This is a genomic window from Methylomonas sp. MED-D, assembly GCF_050276835.1.
Taxonomy (GTDB): Bacteria; Pseudomonadota; Gammaproteobacteria; order Methylococcales; family Methylomonadaceae; genus Methylomonas; species Methylomonas koyamae_A.
This window is the reverse complement of sequence record NZ_CP189965.1, coordinates 4,835,818-4,858,770: the sequence shown is the minus strand read 5'-3', so window position 1 is coordinate 4,858,770 and position 22,953 is coordinate 4,835,818. Positions and strand designations below refer to the sequence as shown.

20 protein-coding genes are annotated in these 22,953 nt (G+C 59.5%); 5 read left to right on the top strand and 15 right to left on the bottom strand.

The features are described 5' to 3' along the window. Positions 1 to 77 precede the first annotated feature (77 nt). Together cyoE and ACQE3E_RS21635 are read left to right on the top strand one after the other, a co-directional pair. Complete coding sequence (cyoE, locus tag ACQE3E_RS21640) at positions 78 to 977, top strand: heme o synthase (RefSeq protein WP_064028512.1); 900 nt, start codon at positions 78 to 80, stop codon at positions 975 to 977. Continuing rightward, the gene (locus ACQE3E_RS21635; RefSeq protein WP_427501051.1) at positions 974 to 1,975 is read left to right on the top strand and encodes a glycosyl transferase family protein; all 1,002 of its coding nucleotides are present in this window, start codon (positions 974 to 976) and stop codon (positions 1,973 to 1,975) included. The genes cyoE and ACQE3E_RS21635 overlap by 4 nt, the downstream gene beginning before the upstream one ends. On the opposite strand, the gene ACQE3E_RS21630 is transcribed toward ACQE3E_RS21635, so the two are convergent. Continuing rightward, a complete protein-coding gene (locus ACQE3E_RS21630) occupies positions 1,958 to 2,593 on the bottom strand; it encodes a PilZ domain-containing protein (protein WP_064028454.1) in 636 nt (211 codons plus the stop codon). The genes ACQE3E_RS21635 and ACQE3E_RS21630 overlap by 18 nt on opposite strands. 66 nt (positions 2,594 to 2,659) lie before the next feature. Here ACQE3E_RS21630 and ACQE3E_RS21625 point away from each other — a divergent pair, with 66 nt between their 5' ends. Together ACQE3E_RS21625 and ACQE3E_RS21620 are read left to right on the top strand one after the other, a co-directional pair. Further along, positions 2,660 to 3,250 carry a hypothetical protein gene (locus ACQE3E_RS21625; protein WP_168028379.1) on the top strand — a complete coding sequence of 197 codons (591 nt, stop codon included), beginning with the start codon at positions 2,660 to 2,662 and terminating at the stop codon, positions 3,248 to 3,250. Between the two features lie 96 nt (positions 3,251 to 3,346). After that, positions 3,347 to 3,766, top strand: a complete 420-nt coding sequence (locus ACQE3E_RS21620) for an FKBP-type peptidyl-prolyl cis-trans isomerase (RefSeq protein WP_302848351.1) — start codon at positions 3,347 to 3,349, stop codon at positions 3,764 to 3,766. 35 nt (positions 3,767 to 3,801) lie between these two features. Here ACQE3E_RS21620 and ACQE3E_RS21615 read toward each other — a convergent pair whose 3' ends face one another. From ACQE3E_RS21615 to ACQE3E_RS21600, 4 genes are all read right to left on the bottom strand, one after another. Further along, complete coding sequence (locus ACQE3E_RS21615; RefSeq protein ID WP_313730326.1) at positions 3,802 to 7,761, bottom strand: CHASE domain-containing protein; 3,960 nt, start codon at positions 7,759 to 7,761, stop codon at positions 3,802 to 3,804. Positions 7,762 to 7,855: 94 nt separating this feature from the next. Then, positions 7,856 to 8,908 (bottom strand): NAD(P)-dependent alcohol dehydrogenase, encoded by a 1,053-nt coding sequence (locus tag ACQE3E_RS21610; protein WP_313730327.1) that lies wholly within the window; start codon positions 8,906 to 8,908, stop codon positions 7,856 to 7,858. A 167-nt stretch (positions 8,909 to 9,075) separates the two neighbouring features. Further along, entirely contained in the window at positions 9,076 to 10,467 is a 1,392-nt protein-coding gene (locus ACQE3E_RS21605) for an amino acid permease (protein WP_071159073.1), read from the bottom strand. Between the two features lie 15 nt (positions 10,468 to 10,482). Further along, positions 10,483 to 11,223: a pentapeptide repeat-containing protein gene (locus tag ACQE3E_RS21600; protein WP_427501050.1), complete on the bottom strand. Its 741-nt coding sequence runs from the start codon at positions 11,221 to 11,223 to the stop codon at positions 10,483 to 10,485. 182 nt (positions 11,224 to 11,405) lie between these two features. Here ACQE3E_RS21600 and ACQE3E_RS21595 point away from each other — a divergent pair, with 182 nt between their 5' ends. Continuing rightward, positions 11,406 to 11,855, top strand: coding sequence for a DciA family protein (locus ACQE3E_RS21595; RefSeq protein WP_427501049.1), 450 nt, complete (start codon positions 11,406 to 11,408; stop codon positions 11,853 to 11,855). A 21-nt stretch (positions 11,856 to 11,876) separates the two neighbouring features. On the opposite strand, the gene lpxC is transcribed toward ACQE3E_RS21595, so the two are convergent. The 10 genes from lpxC to murD all read right to left on the bottom strand — a co-directional run bounded on the left by lpxC (position 11,877) and on the right by murD (position 22,953). Beyond that, a complete protein-coding gene (lpxC, locus tag ACQE3E_RS21590; protein WP_064028470.1) occupies positions 11,877 to 12,803 on the bottom strand; it encodes a UDP-3-O-acyl-N-acetylglucosamine deacetylase in 927 nt (308 codons plus the stop codon). Between the two features lie 105 nt (positions 12,804 to 12,908). Next, the gene (ftsZ, locus tag ACQE3E_RS21585; RefSeq protein ID WP_064028472.1) at positions 12,909 to 14,066 is read right to left on the bottom strand and encodes a cell division protein FtsZ; all 1,158 of its coding nucleotides are present in this window, start codon (positions 14,064 to 14,066) and stop codon (positions 12,909 to 12,911) included. 23 nt (positions 14,067 to 14,089) lie between these two features. Beyond that, positions 14,090 to 15,316 (bottom strand): cell division protein FtsA, encoded by a 1,227-nt coding sequence (gene ftsA, locus ACQE3E_RS21580; RefSeq protein ID WP_064028474.1) that lies wholly within the window; start codon positions 15,314 to 15,316, stop codon positions 14,090 to 14,092. Between the two features lie 21 nt (positions 15,317 to 15,337). Next, positions 15,338 to 16,081, bottom strand: coding sequence for a cell division protein FtsQ/DivIB (locus ACQE3E_RS21575; RefSeq protein ID WP_064028476.1), 744 nt, complete (start codon positions 16,079 to 16,081; stop codon positions 15,338 to 15,340). Next, positions 16,068 to 17,018 carry a D-alanine--D-alanine ligase gene (locus ACQE3E_RS21570; RefSeq protein WP_313730330.1) on the bottom strand — a complete coding sequence of 317 codons (951 nt, stop codon included), beginning with the start codon at positions 17,016 to 17,018 and terminating at the stop codon, positions 16,068 to 16,070. The genes ACQE3E_RS21575 and ACQE3E_RS21570 overlap by 14 nt, the downstream gene beginning before the upstream one ends. Then, positions 17,015 to 17,905 carry a UDP-N-acetylmuramate dehydrogenase gene (gene murB, locus ACQE3E_RS21565; protein WP_313730331.1) on the bottom strand — a complete coding sequence of 297 codons (891 nt, stop codon included), beginning with the start codon at positions 17,903 to 17,905 and terminating at the stop codon, positions 17,015 to 17,017. Before murB ends, ACQE3E_RS21570 begins: the two co-directional genes overlap by 4 nt. Then, a complete protein-coding gene (gene murC / locus ACQE3E_RS21560; RefSeq protein WP_313730332.1) occupies positions 17,902 to 19,353 on the bottom strand; it encodes a UDP-N-acetylmuramate--L-alanine ligase in 1,452 nt (483 codons plus the stop codon). Before murC ends, murB begins: the two co-directional genes overlap by 4 nt. Then, on the bottom strand, positions 19,350 to 20,426 hold the full coding sequence (gene murG / locus ACQE3E_RS21555) for an undecaprenyldiphospho-muramoylpentapeptide beta-N-acetylglucosaminyltransferase (RefSeq protein WP_313730333.1): 1,077 nt from the start codon (positions 20,424 to 20,426) through the stop codon (positions 19,350 to 19,352). Before murG ends, murC begins: the two co-directional genes overlap by 4 nt. Next, entirely contained in the window at positions 20,423 to 21,589 is a 1,167-nt protein-coding gene (ftsW, locus tag ACQE3E_RS21550) for a putative lipid II flippase FtsW (protein ID WP_064028486.1), read from the bottom strand. Before ftsW ends, murG begins: the two co-directional genes overlap by 4 nt. Continuing rightward, on the bottom strand, positions 21,583 to 22,953 hold the full coding sequence (gene murD / locus ACQE3E_RS21545; protein WP_313730334.1) for a UDP-N-acetylmuramoyl-L-alanine--D-glutamate ligase: 1,371 nt from the start codon (positions 22,951 to 22,953) through the stop codon (positions 21,583 to 21,585). Before murD ends, ftsW begins: the two co-directional genes overlap by 7 nt.

Sequence of the window (22,953 nt, the reverse complement as noted above, 5' to 3'; positions counted from 1 at the left end):
GGAATGGTGAGCGCCTGTGATTGTTTTAATAATCAGAGGTTCACTGTTATTCTATATGTTTGCCGAAACCGAAATCCATCCGCAGCCGAATGACGGACAAACCCGCGTTATCCTGGAAGAACTATTTGGAACTCTGCAAGCCCAGAGTCGTGGCATTGATCGTGTTTACCGCGATCGTCGGCATGTTGCTGGCCGTACCCGGCATGCCGCCGCTGGCCTTGTTCGTTTATGCCACGATTGGCATTGGCTTGGCGGCTTCGTCGGCGGCGGCGATCAATCACTTCATCGACCAAGAGGCCGATGCCGAAATGGCCCGTACCCGCAACCGGCCGCTGCCGACCGGCGAGCTGAATTCCCGTCAGGTACTGCTGTTCGCGGCGGCGATCGGTTTGTTCGCAATGGGCTTGTTGGCGGGACTGGTTAACGTATTGACGGCGGTCCTGACGTTTCTGTCCTTAATCGGTTATGCCTTTGTTTATACCATCTATCTGAAAAAAGCCACGCCGCAGAACATCGTGATCGGCGGCGCGGCCGGCGCGGCTCCGCCGGTGTTGGGCTGGGCGGCGATGACCGGTAACGTACATCCGCACGCGCTGTTGCTGTTCTTGATTATTTTCGTCTGGACCCCGCCGCACTTCTGGGCGTTGGCGATCGCCAAGCGCGAAGAATACGCCAAGGTTTCCATTCCGATGCTGCCGGTTACCCACGGCGTCGAATTCACCCGCCTGCAAATCTTGCTATACACGATATTGCTGCTGATCACCACGCTGCTGCCCTATCTGACCGGCATGACCGGCTTGATTTACCTGGCGTCGGCGGTATTGTTGGGCCTGGGCTTTTTGTATTACGCGGTGCAGATGATGCGCAAGAAGGACAATAAGACCGCGATGCGCACCTTCGGCTACTCGATCGTTTACTTGATGCTGATCTTCGCCGCGTTGTTAATCGACCACTACTTCCCGCTTTCCCTGTCATGACGCTGACTACCGAAGAACACCCGTTCGCCGAATTCATCAAAATTCTCGGCAAGGGCAAGAAAGGCGCCCGGCCGTTAACTCAGGACGAAGCCTATCGGGCGATGAAAATGATTTTGGCCGACGGTCAGGTCGAGCCCATCCAGCTCGGCGCGTTTTTGATGCTGATGCGGGTCAAGGAAGAAACCTGCGAGGAACTGGCCGGTTTCGTCGCGGCCGCTAGGGAGACCTTCCAATTTCGGCACGAAGTCAGCGTGGACCTGGACTGGTCGTCCTACGCCGGCAAGCGCCGACACTTACCGTGGTTTTTGCTGTCGACCTTGCTGCTGGCCGATAACGGCATCAAGGTGTTCATGCACGGTGCCGGCGGTCACACCCAGGGCCGGCTGTATACCGAAAACGTCTTGAACGCGTTGGGCTTACCGCCGGCGGCGTCGATAGCCGAGGCCGCCGACCAACTGCAACGGGGTAATTTCAGCTATTTGTCGTTGGAACACATCTGCCCCAAGTTGTTCGACATGATCAATCTACGGCCGGTCATGGGCTTGCGCTCGCCGGTGCATACCTTGGTCAGATTGCTGAACCCGTTCGACGCCAGTCACAGTATCCAGGGCATATTTCATCCGAGCTATCGCCAGGTCCATCAAAAAGCGGCGTTGTTGTTAAACCAAGCGCACATGGCGGTATTAAAAGGCGAAGGCGGCGAGACCGAGCGTAACCCGGATGTCGAATGTTTGGTGCAAAGCGTGCATGGCGACGAGCTGAGCGACGAGGTCTGGCCGGCGTTGTTCGAGCGTCGGCATATGAAAGCCGAAGAACTGGACCCGCAATTATTGGCCCGAGTCTGGCGCGGCGAGATTGACGACGAATTCGCGGTGGCCTCGATCACCGGCACCGCGGCAGTGGCGCTAAAGCTGCTCGGCCGCGCTGGCAGTCAAGCGGAGGCCGAACAGCTTGCCAAGGACTACTGGCGCAAGCGCGATCTAGCCCGCGGCTTGTAAACCGGCGACGGAAAAATTCGGGATACCCTTGAAATCGCCGCGCGCCAGATGTTGGTATTGCAGACCGATCAGCGTCGAAAACTCGTCGTGTTCCACCCAGATCACCTTGGCCTGGCCCTGCAGTTCCAGATGTTTGAAATCGAAGTCGGCGATGCTGTTCGGTTGCACTTTTACCAATCCGAACATCCTGATCATCAAACCGTCGACCGAAACGTTTTCGGTGCTAAACGCATAATCGACGCCGTCCAGCACAATATGCCCCGGCTCGGTCATCGACTTGCGGTAGGCACGCCGGGAATACAGCAGCTGGTCGGCATCGTAGGATAAATGGCGAAACTCGATCGCAATCTGAAAGCCCTGCTCGGTCGCTTCGGCTCTAACCACTTCCGCTTCGCCCACGACGCGCATTTCCGGTAAATAAATATCGACGATAGGCGAAACTTGCAGGGCGCTGAATATGTCCTTGATGCCGTTTCCCGGCGGCGTATCCACCAATTCCGCCAATAGCCCGGTCAGCGAGAGATTGACGATTTTGATCGGATGTTCCTGATACCCGAGATAGAGCAAGCCCTGGCTGGTCAGGTTTTTTCGGTAGGCGCGGTTTTCAACGATGGGCATGGCCTGTCCTTTTTGATAGCGGGGGCTTCCGGTCGGGAGTCCTGAGTGACTTAGGGGTATTAGGGCATGAAAAATAAACTAATCGGTTTCGTTAGTCTAACGCTTTTCTCGGCCTGCGCCAGTCTGCCGCCGAAAAACACCGAAAATCTGTGTGAAATTTTTCGGGAAAAGGAGGACTGGTACCAGGCCTCGCTCGATTCGGCGCGGCGTTGGGGCGTGCCCATCGCGGTGCAAATGGCCATCATTCATCAGGAAAGCCGCTTCGTCGCGGACGCTGAACCGCCTAGGCCGACGATTTTAGGATTTATTCCCTGGTTCCGGTCCAGCAGCGCCTACGGTTACCCGCAAGCCAAGGACGAAACCTGGGCCGATTATCGGAGAAAAACCGGGAAAGGCTGGGCCGATCGCGAAGACTTTGCCGACAGTTGCGATTTCGTGGCCTGGTACTGCGCCACCACTCGCGACATGCTGGGCATATCCGCGTCCGACACCCACCATCTTTATCTGGCTTATCACGAAGGCCAGGGCGGATACCGGCGTAGCAGCTATTTGCAGAAACCTTGGCTATTGAATACCGCGCAAAAAGTTCACCGTCGCGCGCTCAATTACGACGCGCAATTAAGCGGTTGCCGACAGGAGCTGAACGCCGAAAACTGATAAACTAAACCGTTCACCAAACCGCAGGGAGTTATCGTGAAAACCGTAAAACAGCGCGTCGTCGCTACTTTAACCGCATTTATTATAGGATTCGTCATGTTCTCGATGGCCAACGCCACTACCCCCGCCGAAAATCTCGCCGCCGGCGAAGCCTTTTTGGCCGAAAACGCTAAAAAGCCCGGCATTGTCACCACGGCCAGCGGCTTGCAATATCAAGTCGTTACCGAAGGCAGCGGCGCGCAACCCGGCCCAACCGACAACGTCACCGTCCATTACCAAGGCACGACAATAGACGGCAAGGAATTCGACAGTTCCTACAAACGCGGCGCACCGGCCTCGTTCCCGTTGAATCGGGTGATTCCCGGTTGGACAGAAGGTCTGCAATTGATGAAGGAAGGCGCCAAATACCGTTTGTTCATCCCGGCTAAACTGGCGTACGGCGAGCGCGGCGCCGGTCGCGACATCGGCCCCAATTCGGCGCTGATTTTCGATGTCGAACTGATCAAGGCCCGTTAATCCGCAAGGCTTGGGCGGTGCGCCAGCCGCGCCGCCTATCCGTCCCGTCCCGCATCCAACCTCGCGAGAGCCGTCAGCGTTTCCCGCCCGGCCAGCCGATACCGCCGATAGTCGAATTCCCGCAATAGCCCACGGCTCAAGCCCTGGTCCAAGGTGACCGCCGCTTGGTAAAGTGCCGTGGCGCCTAGATTGCCGGCAGAGCCTTTCAGCGCATGCAACAAGCGATGAGCTTCAGCCAAATCACCTCGTTCCACAGTCCGCTCGATCCGCGCCATATCGGTTTCGGCGTGAGTTTTAAAGGCGCGCAGCATCTCCAACACGCTGGATTCGTCGCCGCCTAATAAGGTCAATACCGGGCCGAAATCGAAACCGGCGGCGGTCAATTCCAGCAACTCCGGCGCTTGCGGCACCGGGATCGACGCCATCCCGGTTTCCAGCGCTGGGGTGCGCCCCAACGCTTCGCAAAGCCGTTCGATCAACTCGAGCGGCTTGACCGGTTTGGCGATGAAGGCGTTCATGCCGGCGGCGGCACACCGCTCCTGTTCGACCCTAGTCACGCCGGCGGTCAGCGCAATGATCGGAACGTCTGCTTGGTTTGATTCGGCTCGAATGCGGGCCGTCGCTTCCAAGCCGCTGACCAAGGGCATGTGGATGTCCATCAAAACAGCATCGTAGCGATGTTGACGCACTAGGTCGACAGCCTGCTGGCCGTTGCCGGCCAGATCCACCGCGATCCCGGCCAGCTGCAGGAACTCGGACACCACGCGTTGATTGACCGGATTGTCTTCCGCCACCAGGATGCGCGCCCCGCGCAACGCCGCGCCGCGCGCCCGCATTTCGGCGGCCAGACCGGTTTGATGCCGAGCGCCGGCTTCCGGGACAGCTGGGGGCGGCAGGGTCTCGGCGATAGGCAGATTCAGCTCGAACCCGAACACCGTGCCGCTACCCAGCCTGCTGCGGACGTCAAAATCGCTGCCCATCAACATTAACAATTGTCGACTGATCGCCAGTCCGAGGCCGGTGCCGCCGAAATCGCGGGTGATCGAATTGTCGATTTGCGAAAACGGTGTAAACAATTTGTCCAGATCCTGCTCGGCGATGCCGATTCCGTGGTCCTCGACTTCGAAACGAATCAATTCCCCTGCGGTTCCGGCGCGGCGCAAGCGTAGCGCGATGTCGCCGTGGTAGCTGAATTTGACGGCGTTGCCGAGCAAATTGGCCAGTACTTGCTGCACGCGCAGTGCGTCGCCTATCACCATCGTCGGCAGATCGGCTTCCAAGTCCACCTGGAAACCCAATTGTTTACCGGCCGCGCTGCCGGCAAACAGCGTTCTCAAGGTTTCAACCAAGGTCGGCAGGCTGAACGGTGCCGGCTGTATCGCCAATTTGCCGGCTTCGATTTTGGAAAAATCCAAAATGTCGTTGAGTATGCCGAGCAGACTGTCGGCGGAAGCGTGGATTTTTTCCAGATAATCGCGAATCTCGTCGCTGACCGGTTTGTTCAGGGCCAGCAGCGACATTCCGAGAATGGCATTCATCGGGGTGCGGATTTCGTGCGACATATTGGCCAAAAACGCCGATTTTGACTGCGCCATTGCTTCGGCGGATTCCTTGGCGGCAATTAATGCGCGCTCCACGCGCTTTCGCTCGCTAAGGTCACGGACCACGGCCTGTAACGCGGTCTGACCGTCCAGTGAGATCGCGGACAAGGTGACTTGCGCCGGAAACGCAGTACCGTCGGCGCGTAGGTGTTCCCATTCGAATTCTTGAAAACCGTGGGTCAAGGCTTGTGCCATGATCTGGTTGGCGGCCGGGTAGGAGTGACGACCGTCCGGCTGGAATGGCGGCGAGACTTGGGCCGGATGCAGACCGCAAAAGGTCGCGGCGTTATCGTATCCAAACAGAGCCAGCGTGGCCGGATTGCAATCCACGAATCCGGCGGGCGTTACGACCATCACTGCTTCGTGCGAAACGTTGAACAACTCTCGGTACTTCAATTCGCTCTGCCTCAGGACTTCCGCGCCGGCGTGCGCCTCGGTGATGTCTTCGACGATGGTCCAGAGGGCGGGCGCATCGTCGCGGCTCGCCAGCCGCATCCCGTTCAAACGCAATAGCCGTTCGCGCCCGTCCGGCCGTAAAAACCCGATTTCGTAGGGGCTGAAGCGCTTGCTATCGGCGGGGCCTATCGTCAGGTCGGCGGGAAGCAGCATGGGTAGCGCGGTGCGGTTAAGTTCCTCGCTGGTGTATCCGGTGATATCCCGAAACGCTTCGTTGAACTCCCGCAAGTTGCCAGCGGGGTCAAGCAGCGCGATACCCAGCGGCGACAGTTCGTAAAGTCCGCGTAATTTACCTTCTTGTTCGGCCAGATCCGCGAAGGCTTTTTTCAGATTGGCGTTGGCGATGTCCAATTCGGCGGTACGGGCTTCGACCAAGGCTTCGACGAATTCGGCGCGTCCGGTCGAGGAGAGTAGATAGATGTTCAACAACCCGGCGAACAACACCCCGCCCATCAAGACGGTCCAGGGTAGCCAGGACGATTGTTCCGAAATAAAGTCGGCGTCGGCTTGTACGACGATTTCCAGACGGCGATCGCCGAGCGTCAGGCTTTGTCGAATATCGGTCAGCATGGAGATCGTGCGGTGCGCGACGCCAAACAGATCCGAGGCCCCCTCGTCGCCGTCCGGGTCATTAAGCACCACATTCAAACCGTGCGTTTGCAGGCCCCGCAACGCGGCCGCGACCAGCGCGCCGGTACGCACCACGGTGTAGGTATAGCCGGCCAGCTCGCCGTTTTCGCCGGGTTCGAACAGAGGCATCACCAATAGCATGCCGTTTTCCTGACCGCCGAATTGCGCCAGACCCACGTTGGTCGCGGCGCTCAGATCGCCGCTGGCCCGGGCTCGGGCCAAAGTTTGCCGGCGTTTCGGTTCGGAGCCGAGATCCATCCCCTTCAGGTCGGCATTTGGGGCTGCCGGCTCGACGTACAACATCGGGTAATATTCATCGCGCGTGCCGGCAGGCGTCAACGCGCCGTCGGCTTGCAAATCCTGAATGCCGGCGGCGGCCGGCGCTCGAAGCCGTAGCTTGGCTTCGAACGCCGCGCGGTTGGCCGCGCCAACTCGCGGCGCCCAAGCTAGGGCCAGAATATCCGGATTCCGCGCCAGTACGCCATCGGCGAATATCGCGAATTCGTCGGCTTCCACCGAACTCGAGGCCCGAAATAGACTGTGTAGCGACAACGAAGCCGTGACGGCCTGATTGAGGTGTTCGGCCAGCGCTTTGCCGATTGCCGCGGCGCTCGCCTCGAATTGCTGGCGCAGCCGCTGTTCCTCGACCCGCTGCACCTGAAAGAAAACCACGACCAGCCCAGCTAACAGACTCAGGGTCGGTAGTCCTATCGTTACCAAGCGGCCGCGCCAAAACGGTTGGGGCCGGGCAAACAGGCAAAACATCAGCGGCGACAAAATCACCGCGCCGAAGCAATCGCCGACAAACCAATTCCACCAACTCGCCGGCGCGGCCTGTTCGGTCAGCAGACCGAAATACCACAGACTGGTCACGCCCACGCTGGGTGCCAGCCAGCAAGACAACGGTCCGGCCAACAAGGTGTAGCGGAGAATTTGCCCGCCCCGGTTCAAGGCCGGAACACCGGGGCAGAGCCAGCGTCGCGATAACTGGGCCGCCAACAGCGTTTGCAAGGTGGTGCCGCAGGCAACCGATATCGCGGCGTAACCGACCTGCGGCGAAAAATGGCCCAGGGTCTCGCTGGCGTGACCGAGATTGATGAGCAGAGCCGCCACCCAAATCGCCGGCCAATCGCGATTTCCCCAAATCAACAGCGCCGCCAGTCCGATACCCGCCGGCGGCCAGATCGGACTGGCGTAGCCGGGCGGTACCGCCAGAACCAGACCAAGCCAACCCGAGGCCGCGATCGCGGCGGTCAATACGAAACGGCGAAACAAGGTCGCGGCTAGCGCGCGAGGCGATGTCGGCATTGGCAATTCGCGAGTGGAAACGGCATAAAAGTGGCCGGTATTTTCGGCCCGAAAAGTTCCGCGGAGCAACGATTGGCTATGGCCGTCTCCGCGCTTATTGGACGGGCAGCGTCGCCATGTCGATCACGAAGCGATATTTTACGTCGTTGTTCAGCATGCGCCGATAAGCCGCGTCGATATCAGGCATTGCGATCAATTCGATATCGGCGACGATACGGTGTTCGGCGCAAAAATCCAGCATTTCCTGGGTTTCGCGGATGCCGCCGATCAAGGAACCGACCAGCGAACGGCGTTTGAAAATCAGGTTGCCGACGTTGGGCGACGGATGCGGGCGCTCCGGCACGCCGACCAGACACAAGGTACCGTCACGCTTTAAAAGACTCAGATACGCATCCAGGTCGTGGGCGGCGGCGACGGTATCCAGAATGAAATCGAAGCTGCCGAGATGTCGGCGCATCGCTTCCGGGTCCTTGGAAACAACCACCTGATGGGCGCCTAAACGTTGCGCGTCGGCGGCCTTTTCCGGCGTGGTGGTGAATAACACGGTCTCGGCGCCGAAGGCGTGCGCGAATTTAACGCCCATATGCCCCAACCCGCCCAAACCGACGATGCCGACCTTGTGGCCGGCTCCGACCCGCCAATGCCGCAGCGGCGAATAGGTGGTGATGCCGGCGCACAGCAGTGGCGCAACGCCGGCTAGCGCCAGTGTATCCGACACCCGCAACACAAAACGCCGGTCGACCACGATCCGATTCGAGTAGCCGCCATAAGTCATCGCGCCGGTATGCGGGTCCGGACTGTTATAGGTAAACACGGTCGCGTTGCAAAACTGTTCTTGATGGTCCAGGCAATCCGGACAGGTGCCGCACGAGTCCACCATGCAGCCGACGCCTACCCGGTCGCCGGGCTTAAAATCCCCGGCCTCGGTTCCGACGTCGACGACATGGCCGACGATCTCATGGCCGGGTACGATAGGGAAGGTCGTACCTTGCCACTCGTTGCGCACTTGGTGCAAGTCGCTGTGGCAGACGCCGCAGTAGGCGATGTCGATCAACACATCGCTAGGGCCCGGTTCCCGGCGTTGAAAGGCGAACGGCCGCAACGGCGACTGGGGATCGAAGGCGGCGTAGCCGAAACTTTGCAACATAAACGACTCCTGGGCTGACGGATGCCCGCATTGCGGTATCGGCCGATCGACTGCGGCGGACGGCCGATACCGAAGCGCTTTCGGCACTAACAATATAGTCGGAATTCCTGGCGGTGGACGTAGCGTTTGCCCACATTCCTCCGGGATTGCACGGCCGGCGCCCCAGCCTAGCGGCGTAATTGGCTGTGTTTTATGCCGTAACCGAAATAAATCAAAAACCCGATCAGCAACCACACCACCAACCTGATCCAAGTGTCGACCGGCAGGCCTGCCATCAAACTCAAGCACACCAAAATACCGGCAATCGGCACGTACGGTACCGCCGGGCATTTAAAATGACGTTCCATTTCCGGATGACTGTTCCGCAAAATCCAGACTCCGCCGCACACCAGCACGAACGCGAACAGCGTGCCGATACTGACCAATTCGCCGAGTTTCTCGATCGGCATGAAGCCGGCCAGCAAGGAGACCGCGATGCCGACCAGAATCGTCGATAAATACGGGGTTTGAAATTTAGGGTGTACTTGGGCGAACAGTGGGGGTAGCAGTTGATCCTTGGCCATCGAGAAGAAAATTCGGCTTTGCCCCATCAACAACACCAGCATCACCGAAGTCAGCCCGGCGATGGCGGCGATTTTAATAATCGGCGACAACCAACTCATGCCGACATGATCTACCGCCAGTGCAATCGGCGCCGGCACGTTCAGCTCGGTGTACGGAATGATGCCGGTCAACACCCCAGCCACCAAAATATAAAGCAAGGTGCAGACCGCCAACGAGCCGATGATGCCGATCGGCACGTCGCGCTGCGGGTTGATGGCTTCCTGGGCGGCGGTGGATACCGCGTCGAAGCCGATGTAGGCGAAGAAAATCACGCCGGCGCCGGTCAGTACGCCGCCGAAACCGAACGGCGTGAAGTCGGCCCAGTTCTGAGTTTGAATATGTCCGGAACCGGCAATGATGAATACCACGATCACCGAAAGCTTAATCAACACCATCACGAAGTTGAAGATCGCCGATTGGCGGATACCGGTCACCAGCAGCCCGGTCAGTAGCAAGATCACGGAGACTGCTGGCAAGTTAATGAAACCGGCCTCGGGATTAGCCAAGTAGGCCGTGGTCAGATAAGTGGGTAGATGCAACCCCAGCGCATCCAGAAAACTGGTCAGATAACCGGCCCAGCCTATCGCCACCGTGCTGCTGGCCAACGCATATTCCAATACCAAATCCCAGCCGATGATCCAAGCCATCAATTCGCCCATCGTCGCGTAGGCGTAGCTGTAGGCGCTGCCGGACACCGGAATCATCGCCGCCAGTTCGCTGTAGCACATCGCCGCCAGCCCGCAGGCGATGCCGGCCAGGATGAACGATACCACGATGGCTGGGCCGGCGTATTTGGCGGCGGCGATGCCGGTCAACACGAAAATCCCGGCACCGATCACCGCGCCGATGCCGAGCAGCGTCAAGTCCTTTGCTGTCAGGGTCTGCTTCAGTCCATGCTCGACGCAGGTCAGGGCGTCGACGGATTTACGCCGGGTGAGTTGCGCGGGAATTGGCATATCGGAGCTCGTCGGTTATTGGAAATCGGGTTTATGTTGGGCGCCGTCGAAGCGGGCACCATCGGTGACAGCGCCGGTAAAAATGGCATCGTGCAGTTTGGTCGCCGAAAAATTGGCATCGGTCAGGTCGGCGCCGCTCAGGTCGGCGCCGTCCATGTCGGCCGAATAGAGATCGGCGCCGCGCAGATTGGCTTGCATCAGTTTGGCGTGCTTGAGCATGGCTCGGCCGAGTTTGGCCTGGCTGAGATTGGCGCCGCTCAGGTTGGCACCTTTCAGGCTGGCGCGCATCAGACCCATGGATTGGTTTTTCATGTCGGCGGCCCAATCGGCGCCGCTGATGTTGGCGCCGCTCAAGTTCGCGCCGTCCATGATCGCGACCACCCGGCTACCGCTCAGGTCGGCGCCGCGCAGATCTGCATGCATCAGGCTGACGCCGAAGATGCTGGTTCGGCTCAGGTTGGCGCCGTTTAGGTTAATACCGGTCATCACGGTCAAATCCAGCGTCAAACCGGCCAGATTGCTGTGATTGAAATCGGCGCGGCGCAGATCGGCGCCCCACAGGTCGGCATGGCGAAAATCCAGATGGGACAAATCGACGCCCTTCAAATCCTTGCGGCGTAAGTCGGCGGGGTGTTGCCGGTCGGCCTTGGCCAACAGCTGTTGAACTTCGGCCCGGGTCAGGTCGGCGGCGGCGGCCGGCTGGGTCGTTGCCAGCGCCACACAGACGGCCAGCAAAAAACGGACGGCGGACTTCATGATTCGAATCTCCTGAACGTGTGGTTTCGGTTCGGCGGTCGGCCATCACCGGCGGCCAACCCTCATGCTGACAGCGTATCATAACGCCGAGCTTGGGACAGCTCGATTCTGTCCGCCGGTTTGGCGGATCGCGCCGGGCCGGTTACTATCTCCGCCAATGATTCCAAGAGGTATCCGCCGGCATGAAGAAACCCGCTCCCGCGTTTAAAGCGATTCACGAATACGACATCGGCCCGTTGGCGATGTGTCTTGCCCGGCTCGGCGAGCAGCAGGCTCTGTTGGCTAAAGTCAGGACGGCGTTGCCGGAGGCCTTGGCGGGGCACATCCTTCATACCGTGCTGTCCGGTAGCCGTTTGTTGCTGTACGTGGATAGCGCGGCCTGGGCATCGCAAATTCGGTTTTTTCGGGACGCGATACTGGCGCTGGGTCTGCAAGCCGGTCGGCAATCGGTCAACGACGTGCAACTCAGGATACTGCAAGCCGAGGCGGTTGAGCGCGTGCGGCGAGCTAACTTGCCGACGCCGGAAACGGCGGAACGGATTGCCGCGGAAAGCGGAGCGGAAGGGGACGAACTGGCGGCGGCGTTAAACCGCCTGGGAGCGACCTTGCGGCGGCGGTTGCGCGAGCGCTGACCGCCGCCGATTGGCGGAGATTTAGCCGGCCGCGCGGGCGGATGGCTGAGCGGAGTGCATGAACGAAATCGGCGCTTCCTCGACACTGTCGAAGGTGACCATTTCCCAAGCATCCCGGTCGTTGAGCAAGCTCAACAACAATTTATTATTTAACGCATGACCGGACTTGAAGCCTTGGTATTCGCCAATTAGGCTGTGACCGAGCAAGTACAGGTCGCCGATCGCATCGAGGATTTTGTGTTTGACGAATTCGTCGGCATAGCGCAGACCGTCTTCGTTCAACACTTTATCGTCGTCGACGACGATGGCGTTATCCAGACTGCCGCCCAGCGCCAGATTGTTTTCGCGCAGAAATTCGATGTCCTTCATGAAGCCGAAGGTACGGGCGCGGCTAACTTCCTTGACGAAGGTGGTCGAAGAAAAATCCATCACCGCCGTTTTCAAGTGTTCGGAAAACGCCGGGTGCTCGAAATCGATCGTGAATGTCACCTTGAAGCCTTCGAAGGGTTCGAAGGCCGCCCATTTATCGCCTTCCTCGACTCGAATCGCCCGCTTGATGCGAATGTATTGCTTGGGCACGTCTTGTTCGACCACGCCGGCGGATTGCAACAAAAACACGAAGGGACCGGCGCTGCCGTCCATGATCGGTACTTCGGCGGCGCTGACGTCGATGATCGCATTATCGATGCCCAGACCGGCTAGGGCGGACAGCAGGTGCTCGACCGTGGATACTTTAACGCCGTCGCGTACCAGCGTCGTCGACAATTTGGTTTCGCCGACATTCTCCGGGCGGGCGGAAATTGTCACCGGTTGGTCCAGATCGACCCGGCGGAAGCGGATGCCGGTGTCCGGATCGGAAGGGTGCAGAGTCAGATAGACCTTGTCGCCGGTATGCAAACCCACGCCGGTGGCCCGGATGGTGTTTTTTAAGGTACGCTGTTTAATCATGAAGTGCCGATAAAAAGGTAAAACAAAGCGGGGAGTCTACCACAGTTTATGCGATAGCTCTCCCCTGGCCCCGGTCCGGTCGCCTCATGGCAAAGCCGGCGTTGCTTAGTCGGCCTGGCGTCTCAAAAAGGCCGGCACGTCCAAGTAATCCAGATCGACATCGTTGCGCGGTTGAGCGCCGAATCGCGATTCGCGGGCGGATTCCTGTTTTTGTTGGCGGATCACGGTCGGTTTTTCCAATTGACCGTAATCGACTTCGCCGGCAGCCACTTTCTTGACCAGACTGATCGGCGCGGCCGCCTTGACTTTTTCGCCCATGCCGGTCGCTACCACGGTGACCTTAACTTCGGTACCCATGGCCGGATTGACCGCCATGCCGATTTTGATGTCGGCATCGTCGGACGCGAAGGCATGCATGATGCTGCCGATTTCGTCGAACTCGTTCAAGCCCAGATCGCCGTTGGACGTGACGTTCACCAGAATGCCGCGCGCGCCTTGCAGGTTGATGTCTTCCAAGAGCGGGCAGGCGATGGCTTTTTCGGCGGCCAGACGGGCACGGTTTTCGCCGCTGGCGACCCCGGTACCCATGATCGCGCTACCCATGTTGGACATTACGGTGCGGACGTCGGCGAAGTCCACGTTCATCAGACCCGGATGGGTGATCAGCTCGGTGATGCCTTGTACCGCGTCCAGCAGCACGTCGTTGGCGACCCGGAACGAATCGACCAGCGAACGGTTATTGCCCAGTGTCGGCAGCAGTTTTTGGTTAGGGATAATGATCAACGAATCGACCAGTTTTTCCAGGTCGCGCAAGCCGGACTCGGCAACCGCTTTCTTTTTGGTGCCTTCGAAGTCGAAGGGTTTGGAGACCACCGCCACGGTCAACACGCCCAGTTCCTTGGCGACTTCGGCGAAGACCGAGATCGCGCCGGTGCCGGTGCCGCCGCCCATGCCGGCGGTCAAGAACACCATGTCGGCGCCGTCCATGACTTCGCGAATACGCTCGCGGGTTTCCTCGGCGGCGGCGCGGCCGACTTCCGGCCGGGTGCCGGCGCCCAGACCCTTGGTCAGTTCCACGCCGAGTTGCACGATGGTATCCACGCTCATTTGTCTCAGGGCTTGGGCATCGGTATTCGCGCAAATGAATTGCACGCCGTCGATGCCGGTTTCCACCATGTGATTGACGGCGTTGCCGCCGCCGCCGCCGACGCCGATGACTTTGATAACCGCCGTGCCGCTACTGTCCAATAATTCATATTTCATTTTTACGCCCTCCAGACAAACAATTAAAAATTACCTTGAAACCAGCTTTTGATTTTCGAAAACAAATCCAGACCTTCTTCGTTCAACCCCAACGCCCGGCCATGATGGTCCTTGCCGTATAGCAGCAAGCCTACCGCGGTCGAATAAATCGGGTTTTCCGCCACATCGGTCAATCCCGACACGTGCAGCGGAACACCCATGCGGACCGGCATGTGGAATATCTCCTCCGCCAACTCCGTCAAACCCTTCACTTGCGAACTGCCGCCGGTGATGACCATGCCGGCGGCGATCAAATCCTCGTAACCGCTGCGGCGCAGTTCGGCCTGCACCAGCAGCATCAATTCCTCGTAGCGCGGCTCGACGATCTCGGCCAGATTTTGCGCCGAGATCTTGCGCGGCTCGCGGTCGCCGATGCTGGGCACGTCTATCGTTTGCTGCGGATCGGCCAGTTGGGTCAGCGCGCAGGCGAATTGGCGCTTGATGTCCTCGGCGTTCTTGGTCGGCGTACGTAGTGCGACCGCAATGTCGTTGGTGACCTGGTCGCCGGCGATCGGGATCACCGCGGTGTGCTTGATCGCGCCTTCCGAAAAAATCGCCAGGTCGGTGGTGCCGCCGCCGATGTCGATCAAACACACGCCCAAATCCTTTTCGTCGTCGGTCAACACCGCCGAGCACGAGGCCAGTTGTTCCAGCACGATGTCGTCGACGTCCAAACCGCATTTGCGGATGCATTTGACGATGTTTTGTTCGGCGCTGACGCTGCTGGTCACCATATGTACCTTGGCTTCCAAACGGATGCCGGACATGCCGATCGGCTCCTTGATGCCTTCCTGCTGATCGATCACGAATTCCTGCGGCAGGATGTGCAGGATTTTCTGATCGGCCGGAATCGCCACCGCCCGCGCCGAATCGATCACCCGGTCGATGTCGTGCTGGGTGACTTCCTTTTCCTTGATCGCGACGATGCCGTGCGAATTCAGGCTTTTGATATGGCTGCCAGCAATCCCGGCGAACACCGATTTGATTTGGCAGCCGGCCATCAGCTCGGCTTCCTCGACCGCGCGCTGGATCGAGTGCACGGTCGATTCCAGATTGACGACGATGCCTTTTTTAAGGCCCTTGGACGGTGCCGTGCCGATGCCGATGATTTCGATTTCATCGCCGCCCCGGTACTCGCCGACGATGGCCGCGACCTTGGACGTGCCGATGTCCAGCCCCACTAAAATATTTCGATCTGTCTTTTTGGCCATTTTCGTTTGCTCTGTAAGCGTTTAAATCAAGTTCTTATTCTTTTCCACAATGGCTTTCCAATCGATGGCAGCCACTTCCGGTTTCCAGGTCACCGCGTATCCGTTCGGATAGCGGGTATCGACGCTGGCCATCATGGCCACTTGCTCGGCGCCCAACAAATCCATCGTTTTTAAAAAGCGTTGCATGTTTTCCAGCGGCGCCTTGCGGCCCAACTGCATTTCCAAGCCGCTGGCCAACTTGAGCCGCCAGGCGCGCCGCTCGTTGACGTGAAACTCCGCCAGCTGCAACGATTTATCCTTCAAGACGATATAAACGCCCTTCATGATTTCCAGCAGTTTCTTCTCTTGACCGGACGGACCGGTAATCAAAGGCAGATGCCGAAACGGTTCGATATTGTCCGGGGTCAGCACATCGCCCTGCTTGTTCAGCAAAGCATTGCTTCCCCAGCGAACCACCGGCTTGTGCTCGACGATTTTGATATGCACCGCGTCCGGCCAGACCCGCTTGACGTCCACCTTGTCCACCAGCGGCAAATCCTTAATGGCCTGATGAACCGCCTGCATATCGGCATGGTAATAACCCAGCTTCATTTGCGGCGCCAACACCTGTTTCAGGCGCTCCTTATCGGTATATTGAAAGGCGCCCTCGATCTTCACGTAGCGGATCGGCTGGTTGCGCAGCATGCCGGTACTGACTTTTTGCCAGCCCCACCAACCGCCGCCGCACAGCAAGGCCGCGAGCAATAAAGTCCTAAGCCTGATCACCGCTCGCCACCATACTGGTTTCCAAAATTCGCCAGACCAGTTCTTGGAAATCGATGCCCACCGCCTTGGCCGCCATCGGTACCAAGCTGTGGTCGGTCATGCCCGGCACGGTATTGACTTCGATCAATTGCAGCCGGCCGCTGTCGTCGATGAAGGCATCGACCCGGCCCCAGCCGCTGACGCCGACGGTCTGACAGGCTTTCAATGCCAGGGCTTGCAGTTCTTTTTCCCGTTCATTGTCCAAGCCGCAAGGGCAGTGATATTGAGTGGTGTTAGCACGGTATTTGGCGTCGAAATCGTAAAAAGTGTGCGGCGTTTCCAGCCGGATCGCCGGCAGCGCCTCGCCGTTGAGCATGCCTATCGTGTATTCCTGGCCTTGTATCCATTGTTCGGCGTACACATCGCAACGGTATTGGCTGGCCAGTTTCAGCGCGGCAGCCAGTTCTTCACGATTGTGGGCCTTGCTCATGCCGATGCTGGAGCCTTCTTGGGCCGGCTTGACGATGACAGGAAAACCCAGCGCATTGATGCAGGTGTCGAGGTCCTGGTCGCCGGTCAGCAAAAACCAGCGCGGCGTGGGTAGACCGGCGCCTTGCCAGCACAATTTGGTGCGCAGTTTGTCCATCGCCAACGCCGAGGCCAGCACGCCGGAACCGGTATACGGCAATCCCAATGCTTCCAGCAACGCTTGCAACACGCCGTCCTCGCCGCCGCGGCCGTGGATCACGTTAAAAACTCGGTCGAAGCGCTGACCCGCCAACGCGTCGATCGGGCTGGCGGTGACATCGATCGCCACGGCGTCGACGCCGCCGGCTTTCAACGCCTGGTAAACCGCATTACCGCTGTTCAGCGACACTTCCCGCTCGGCGGCGGTGCCGCCCAGCAGCACCGCGACCTTGCCGAATTCGCTCGGGTTTTTGATTTGCAAGGGTTTCATTGTTTCTCACCTATCCGGCAAACTTCGGTTTCCAGCGCAACGCCGAATTGCGCCTGTACCCGGTTTTGGATCAGTTCGATCAGCGTTTCGATGTCCGCCGAACTGGCCTTGCCGCTGTTTTCGATAAAATTGGCGTGCTTCTCCGAGACCACCGCGCCGCCGACCGCGTAGCCTTTCAGGCCGCAGGCTTCGATCAGCCGCGCCGCGTAATCGCCGGGCGGGTTTTTGAACACCGAGCCGCAGGTGGGCTTGTTGGTCGGCTGGCTGGCGTTGCGTTTTTCCAGCAAACTCTTGATGTGTTGCTGACTGGCTTCGCTATCGCCCTTACGCAACAGCAATTGGGCCGATAAAAACCATTCGTCTCTCAGGCCTTGCACCGAGCGGTAGGCCACTTCGAATTCGCCGTGATTGCGCAACGCGACGGCGCCGGCGCGGTTGATCGTTTCCACTTTATCGACGATACGCCAGGTTTCGCCGCCGAAGGCACCGGCGTTCATCCGCAACGCACCGCCCATCGTGCCGGGAATCCCGGCCAAAAACTCGGCGCCGACCAGCCCCAGATCGCTGCAAAACCGGGCGACATGGGCACAGGGCACGCCGGCTTCGACGTAGACGCGTTCGGAATCGAGCAAATACAGGTCTTTCAATCGATTCCGGGTGTGGATAACCGTGCCTTTGACACCGCCGTCGCGCACCAAAAGATTGCTGCCCAGCCCCAACCAATACAAGGGTTCTTCGACCGGCAACTCGGCGATGAACGCGATCAGGTCGGCTTTGTTTTCTGGTACATACAGGCGTTCGGCAGGGCCGCCGACCCGCCAACTGGTGTACTTGGCCAGCGGCTCGTCGGTCAGCAAAGTGCCTTTCCAGGTCGCGGTAGCCATCATGTCGCCAGCCTCTGGGAGGCCAGCGCCTCGGCCAGTTTTTGCGGCAGATCGGCGGCGATCTGGCCGACGTTGCCGGCGCCCATCGTCAAAATCACATCATCCTTGGCAACGATACCGGCCAATATCGTCGGCAAGTCCTCGCGGTTTTGCACGAACACCGGATCGACCTGACCGCGGGTTCGGATCGAACGGCTCAGAGCCTTGCCGTCGGCGCCCGTGATCGGCGCTTCCCCGGCGGAATAGACATCCAGCAAGATCAGCACGTCGACGCCGGACAAGACTTCGACAAAATCCTCGAACAGATCGCGGGTGCGGGTATAGCGGTGCGGTTGAAATACCACCACTTTGCGGCGTGTCGGCCAGGCTTGGCGCAGGGCTTCCAAGGTCGCGGCCAATTCGCGCGGGTGATGACCGTAGTCGTCGACCAGCGTCAGCTTGCCGCCGGCAAATTCGATGTCGCCGTTGATTTGAAACCGCCGACCTACGCCCTTGAATTCGGCCAGACTTTTGACGATGGCCTCGTCGGCCACGCCCAGCGCGGTGGCGATCGTGGTCGCCGCCAGCGCGTTCAGCATGTTGTGCCAGCCGGGCAAATTCAGCGTGACTTTTAGCGGAGGCAAATTGCCCCAGCGCAGTACCGTGAAGTGGGTGCGCAGACCGTCCTGTTGGATGTCAACCGCGCGTACGTCGGCGTAGCTGCTGACGCCGTAAGTTTTCACCGGTTTGGACACGTTAGGCAGCACGTCGCAAACGCCGGGGTCGTCGATGCACATCACGGCCAACCCGTAGAACGGCAGTTGGTGCAAGAACTTCAGGAAGGTTTCCTTCAGTTTGCCGTAGCTGCCGCCGTAGGTTTCCATGTGGTCCTGGTCGATGTTGGTGACGATCGCCATCATCGGTTGCAGGAACAAAAACGAGGCGTCGCTTTCGTCGGCTTCGGCGACCAGATATTTTCCCAAACCGAGCTTGGCGTTGGCGCCGGCGCTGTTCAAGCGCCCGCCGATCACGAAAGTTGGATCCAGGCCGCCCTCGGCCAGCATCATCGTCGTCAAACTGGTGGTCGTGGTCTTGCCGTGGGTGCCGGCGACGGCGATGCCGAAGCGGAAGCGCATCAGTTCGGCCAGCATTTCCGCGCGGGGAATCACCGGAACCCGATTTTCGTAAGCGGTGACGATTTCCGGGTTTTTACGGTCGACGGCGGTCGACGTGACCACGACATCGACATCGGCGACGTTTTCGGCCCGATGGCCGAAATAGACTTTGACGCCCAGGCTTGCCAGGCGATCGGTCACCGGCGACGCCTTGATGTCGGAGCCGGACACGCTGTAGCCCAGGTTGCTCAACACTTCGGCGATACCGCTCATGCCGGTGCCGCCGATGCCGACGAAATGGATTTTGTCGATATCGCCGAGCGCCTGATTGGCGGCGGGAATGCTGGGGCGGTTCATGACGCGGCCTCTAGGCTAAGCAACTCGGCGCACAAGTCGGCGACGGTTCGGGTGGCGTCGGGGCGGGCGAGGGCCTTGGCGGCGCGGCTCATTTCAGGTAATGCGGTCATCGCTTGTTGGATAGCCTTGCGCAGATTTTGCGCGTTCAATTCGGATTGCGGCAGCAGCAGCGCGGCGCCGGTCTCGGTTAAATAGCGGGCGTTGGCGTTCTGATGGTCGTCGATCGCGTGCGGCAACGGCACGAAAATCGCCGGCAGCCCGCATGCGGCTACTTCGCTGACCGTCATCGCGCCGGCCCGGCAAACGATCAGATCCGCCCATTGGTAGGCGCCGGCCATGTCGTCGATAAAGGTTAGCGCTTCGGCGTTCATTGCCAACTCGCGGTAACGCGCCGCAACCTCGGCTTGCATGGCGCCGCCGGTTTGGTGTTTGACGTCCAGTTTGTCCAGGCCGGCCAGAGCGTCCGGCAGCGTCTCGTTCAAGACCTTCGCGCCCTGACTGCCGCCCAACACCAGAATCCGGACATTTCTGCCGGCGCTCGGCGTCCATTCGGATTTATCGGCGATTTCGGCGAAAGCCTGTCTGAGCGGATTGCCGGTACAGATGGCGCCGACGTCACTTTCGAAGCTATTCGGAAATGCTTCCAATACCGCGCGGGCCGCCAAACGGGCTAGCCAGCGGTTGGTCGTGCCGGGCACCCGATTTTGTTCGTGGATTATCAGCGGGATGCCCAACCATTTCGCCATCAAACCGCCCGGACCGGCGACGAACCCGCCCATACCTAAAACCAGGTCGGGATGGCGTTGCCGCAAGATGGTTCGCGCTTGCCCGCAAGCTTTTAGTAAACGCAAGGCGCCGGCCAGCTTAGCGAGCAAGCCCTTGCCGCGTAGGCCGGCCACGGCCAGCCAATCGATTTCGAAACCGTGAGTAGGCACCACCTTGGCTTCCAGGCCTTTTTCGGTGCCCAGCCAACTGACCCGCCAGCCGCGTTCGCGCAACTCTTGGGCGACGGCCAGTGCCGGGAAGACGTGGCCGCCGGTGCCGCCGGCCATGATTAAAATGCGCCCGCTCATGCCGGCCGCCCTTTCACGTTGTTCTTGTTGTGTTCGGTCACCTCGTAATGAATCCGAAACAACACCGCCACCGCTCCGCACATGACGATCATGCTACCGCCGCCGTAACTCATCAGCGGTAAGGTCAAGCCCTTGGTCGGCAGGATGCCCATGTTGACGCCCATGTTGACGAAGGCTTGAAAGCCGAACCAAATGCCCAGACCGTAAGCCACCAGGCCGGAGAACTGCAGGCCGGCGAGTTGGGCTTGCTCGCCGATCGCGAAGGCACGGATCAACAACGCCGTGAACAGGCCAACCACCAGAATGACGCCCAACAAGCCGAGTTCCTCGCCCAATACCGAAAACAAGAAGTCGGTGTGGGCTTCGGGCAGATAAAACAGTTTTTGCAGACCGTTCCCGAGGCCAACCCCGGCAAACTCGCCGCGGCCGAACGAAATCAGCGCCTGGGTCAGCTGATAGCCACTGTCCCTGGCGTGTTCCCACGGGTCCAGAAAGCTGATCACCCGCTTCCAGCGATACGGCGAGGTGTAGGCCAGCATCGCGGCGGCCATCGAAACCGAAGCCACCAGTACGACGAAAGGCGACAAACGCGCGCCGCCCAGAAACATCATGCCCATGGCGATGATCAAAATGACCACGGCCGAACCGAAATCCGGTTCCAGCAGCAGCAACATGCAGGCTACCGAGAACAGCATCAACGGTCGAAGCAGGCCGAAAATCGAGCGTCGGACATGATCGCCGTGCCGAGTGATATAGCCGGCCATGTAAATGACCGAAATGAATTTGACCACTTCGGAAACCTGAATCCGCAGGCCGAGTATCGATAGCCAGCGAATACTACCGTTGACGCGGACGCCGACGCCCGGCACCAGTACCACCAGCAGTAGCACCAGCCCGGCGATGAACAGCGGCTGGCCCATTTTTTCCCAACTTTTCATCGGCACATTCAATACAGCGGCGGCAAAACCCAGGCCCAGCGCGATGTGCACCAATTGCTTAAACGGAAAATGCGAGATGTCTTCCGCCATCTTGACGCCCAAATGTAGCGAGGCGGACACGACCATGATGAAGCCCACGCCGAGCAGGCTGAAGCAAGCCAGCATTAACACCGGATCGACGTGGAGCCGATTTTGCGCGCGGGGTTTCGGGGTCGGTTTCAGCATGACGGCAGTTCCATCACCGCTTCGGCGAATTTGTTGCCGCGATCCACGTAGCTGCGGTATTGATCCAGACTGGCGCAAGCCGGCGACAGCAAGACCGTGTCGCCTTCGCCGGCCAGACCGGCGGCGATTCGGACCGCCTCCTTCATATTGCCGGCGAAATGAACCGGCACGCGCTCTTGCAACGCGGCGGCGATCAGATCGGCATCCTTGCCCATCGCGACGACCGCCTTGGCTTTTTCGGCAACGGCCGGTGCCAGTTCGCTCATGTCGGCGCCCTTGGCGTCGCCGCCGGCAATTAGAATCACTTTGCGTTCGTAGCCTTGCAACGCGGCGATACAGGCGCCGACGTTGGTGGCCTTGGAATCGTTGACCCAGTGCGCGCCGGCTTTTTCGGCGATTTTCTGCATTCGGTGCGGCAGTCCCTTGAACTTGCGTAATGCGTCGCACATCGCGGTCATGCTCAAACCGACCGCTTGGCCCAGCGCCAGCGCCGCCAACGCGTTGGCGAGGTTGTGGCTGCCCTCCAGGCGCAAGCGATTGGCGGCCATCAGGGCTTGCTCGCCCTGCATCAAATAATCGGTTTCGCCGCGACGCAGATAGAAGTCGGCGGTGTCGCGGATCGAGAAGGTCAGGCAGGGGCGGTCGGCTTCGCGCATCGCCATCACCAGCGGATCGTCGAGATTCAACACCATCGCGCCGTCGCCCCTGAATACCCGTTGTTTTTCGGCGGCGTAGTCGGCCATGCCGGCGTGGCGATCCAGATGATCCGGCGTCACGTTCAACACCGTCGCGGCCGTGGCGTTCAGCGCGGTGGTTCGCTCCAACTGAAAGCTGGACAGTTCCAGTACGTACAAATCGGCGTCTTGCTGCAATAAATCCAGCGCCGGCGTGCCCAGATTGCCGCCAATCGCGGTTTTAATCTCGGCCGCGTTGCCCATGTCGCCCAGCATCGTGGTGACGGTGCTTTTACCGTTCGAGCCGGTAATCGCGACGACCGGCTTGTCGGTCGCGCAAGCAAACAAGTCGATGTCGCTGATGACGTTGACTCCGGCCTGCATGGCTTGGCGAATCGCTGTTTCGGCCAGCGATACGCCGGGACTGATGATCAAATGCGTGGCGACGGCCAGGGCCGATTGATCGAAACCGCCGGTGAACACCGGCACGTCAGGCATTTGTTCGCGCAAGACGTCGATCAGCGGCGGATTTTTCCGGCTGTCGACGACCGCGAATTTCAACGGGGTTTTTTGCAGGAATTGGGCAACCGACAGGCCCGTCGCGCCCAGTCCGACGATCAACAGCTTGCTGTTCGCCGCGGTCAGCGCGAAGTGGTGTTCAAGTTTGGCCAGTAACGCGTCGATGTCCAT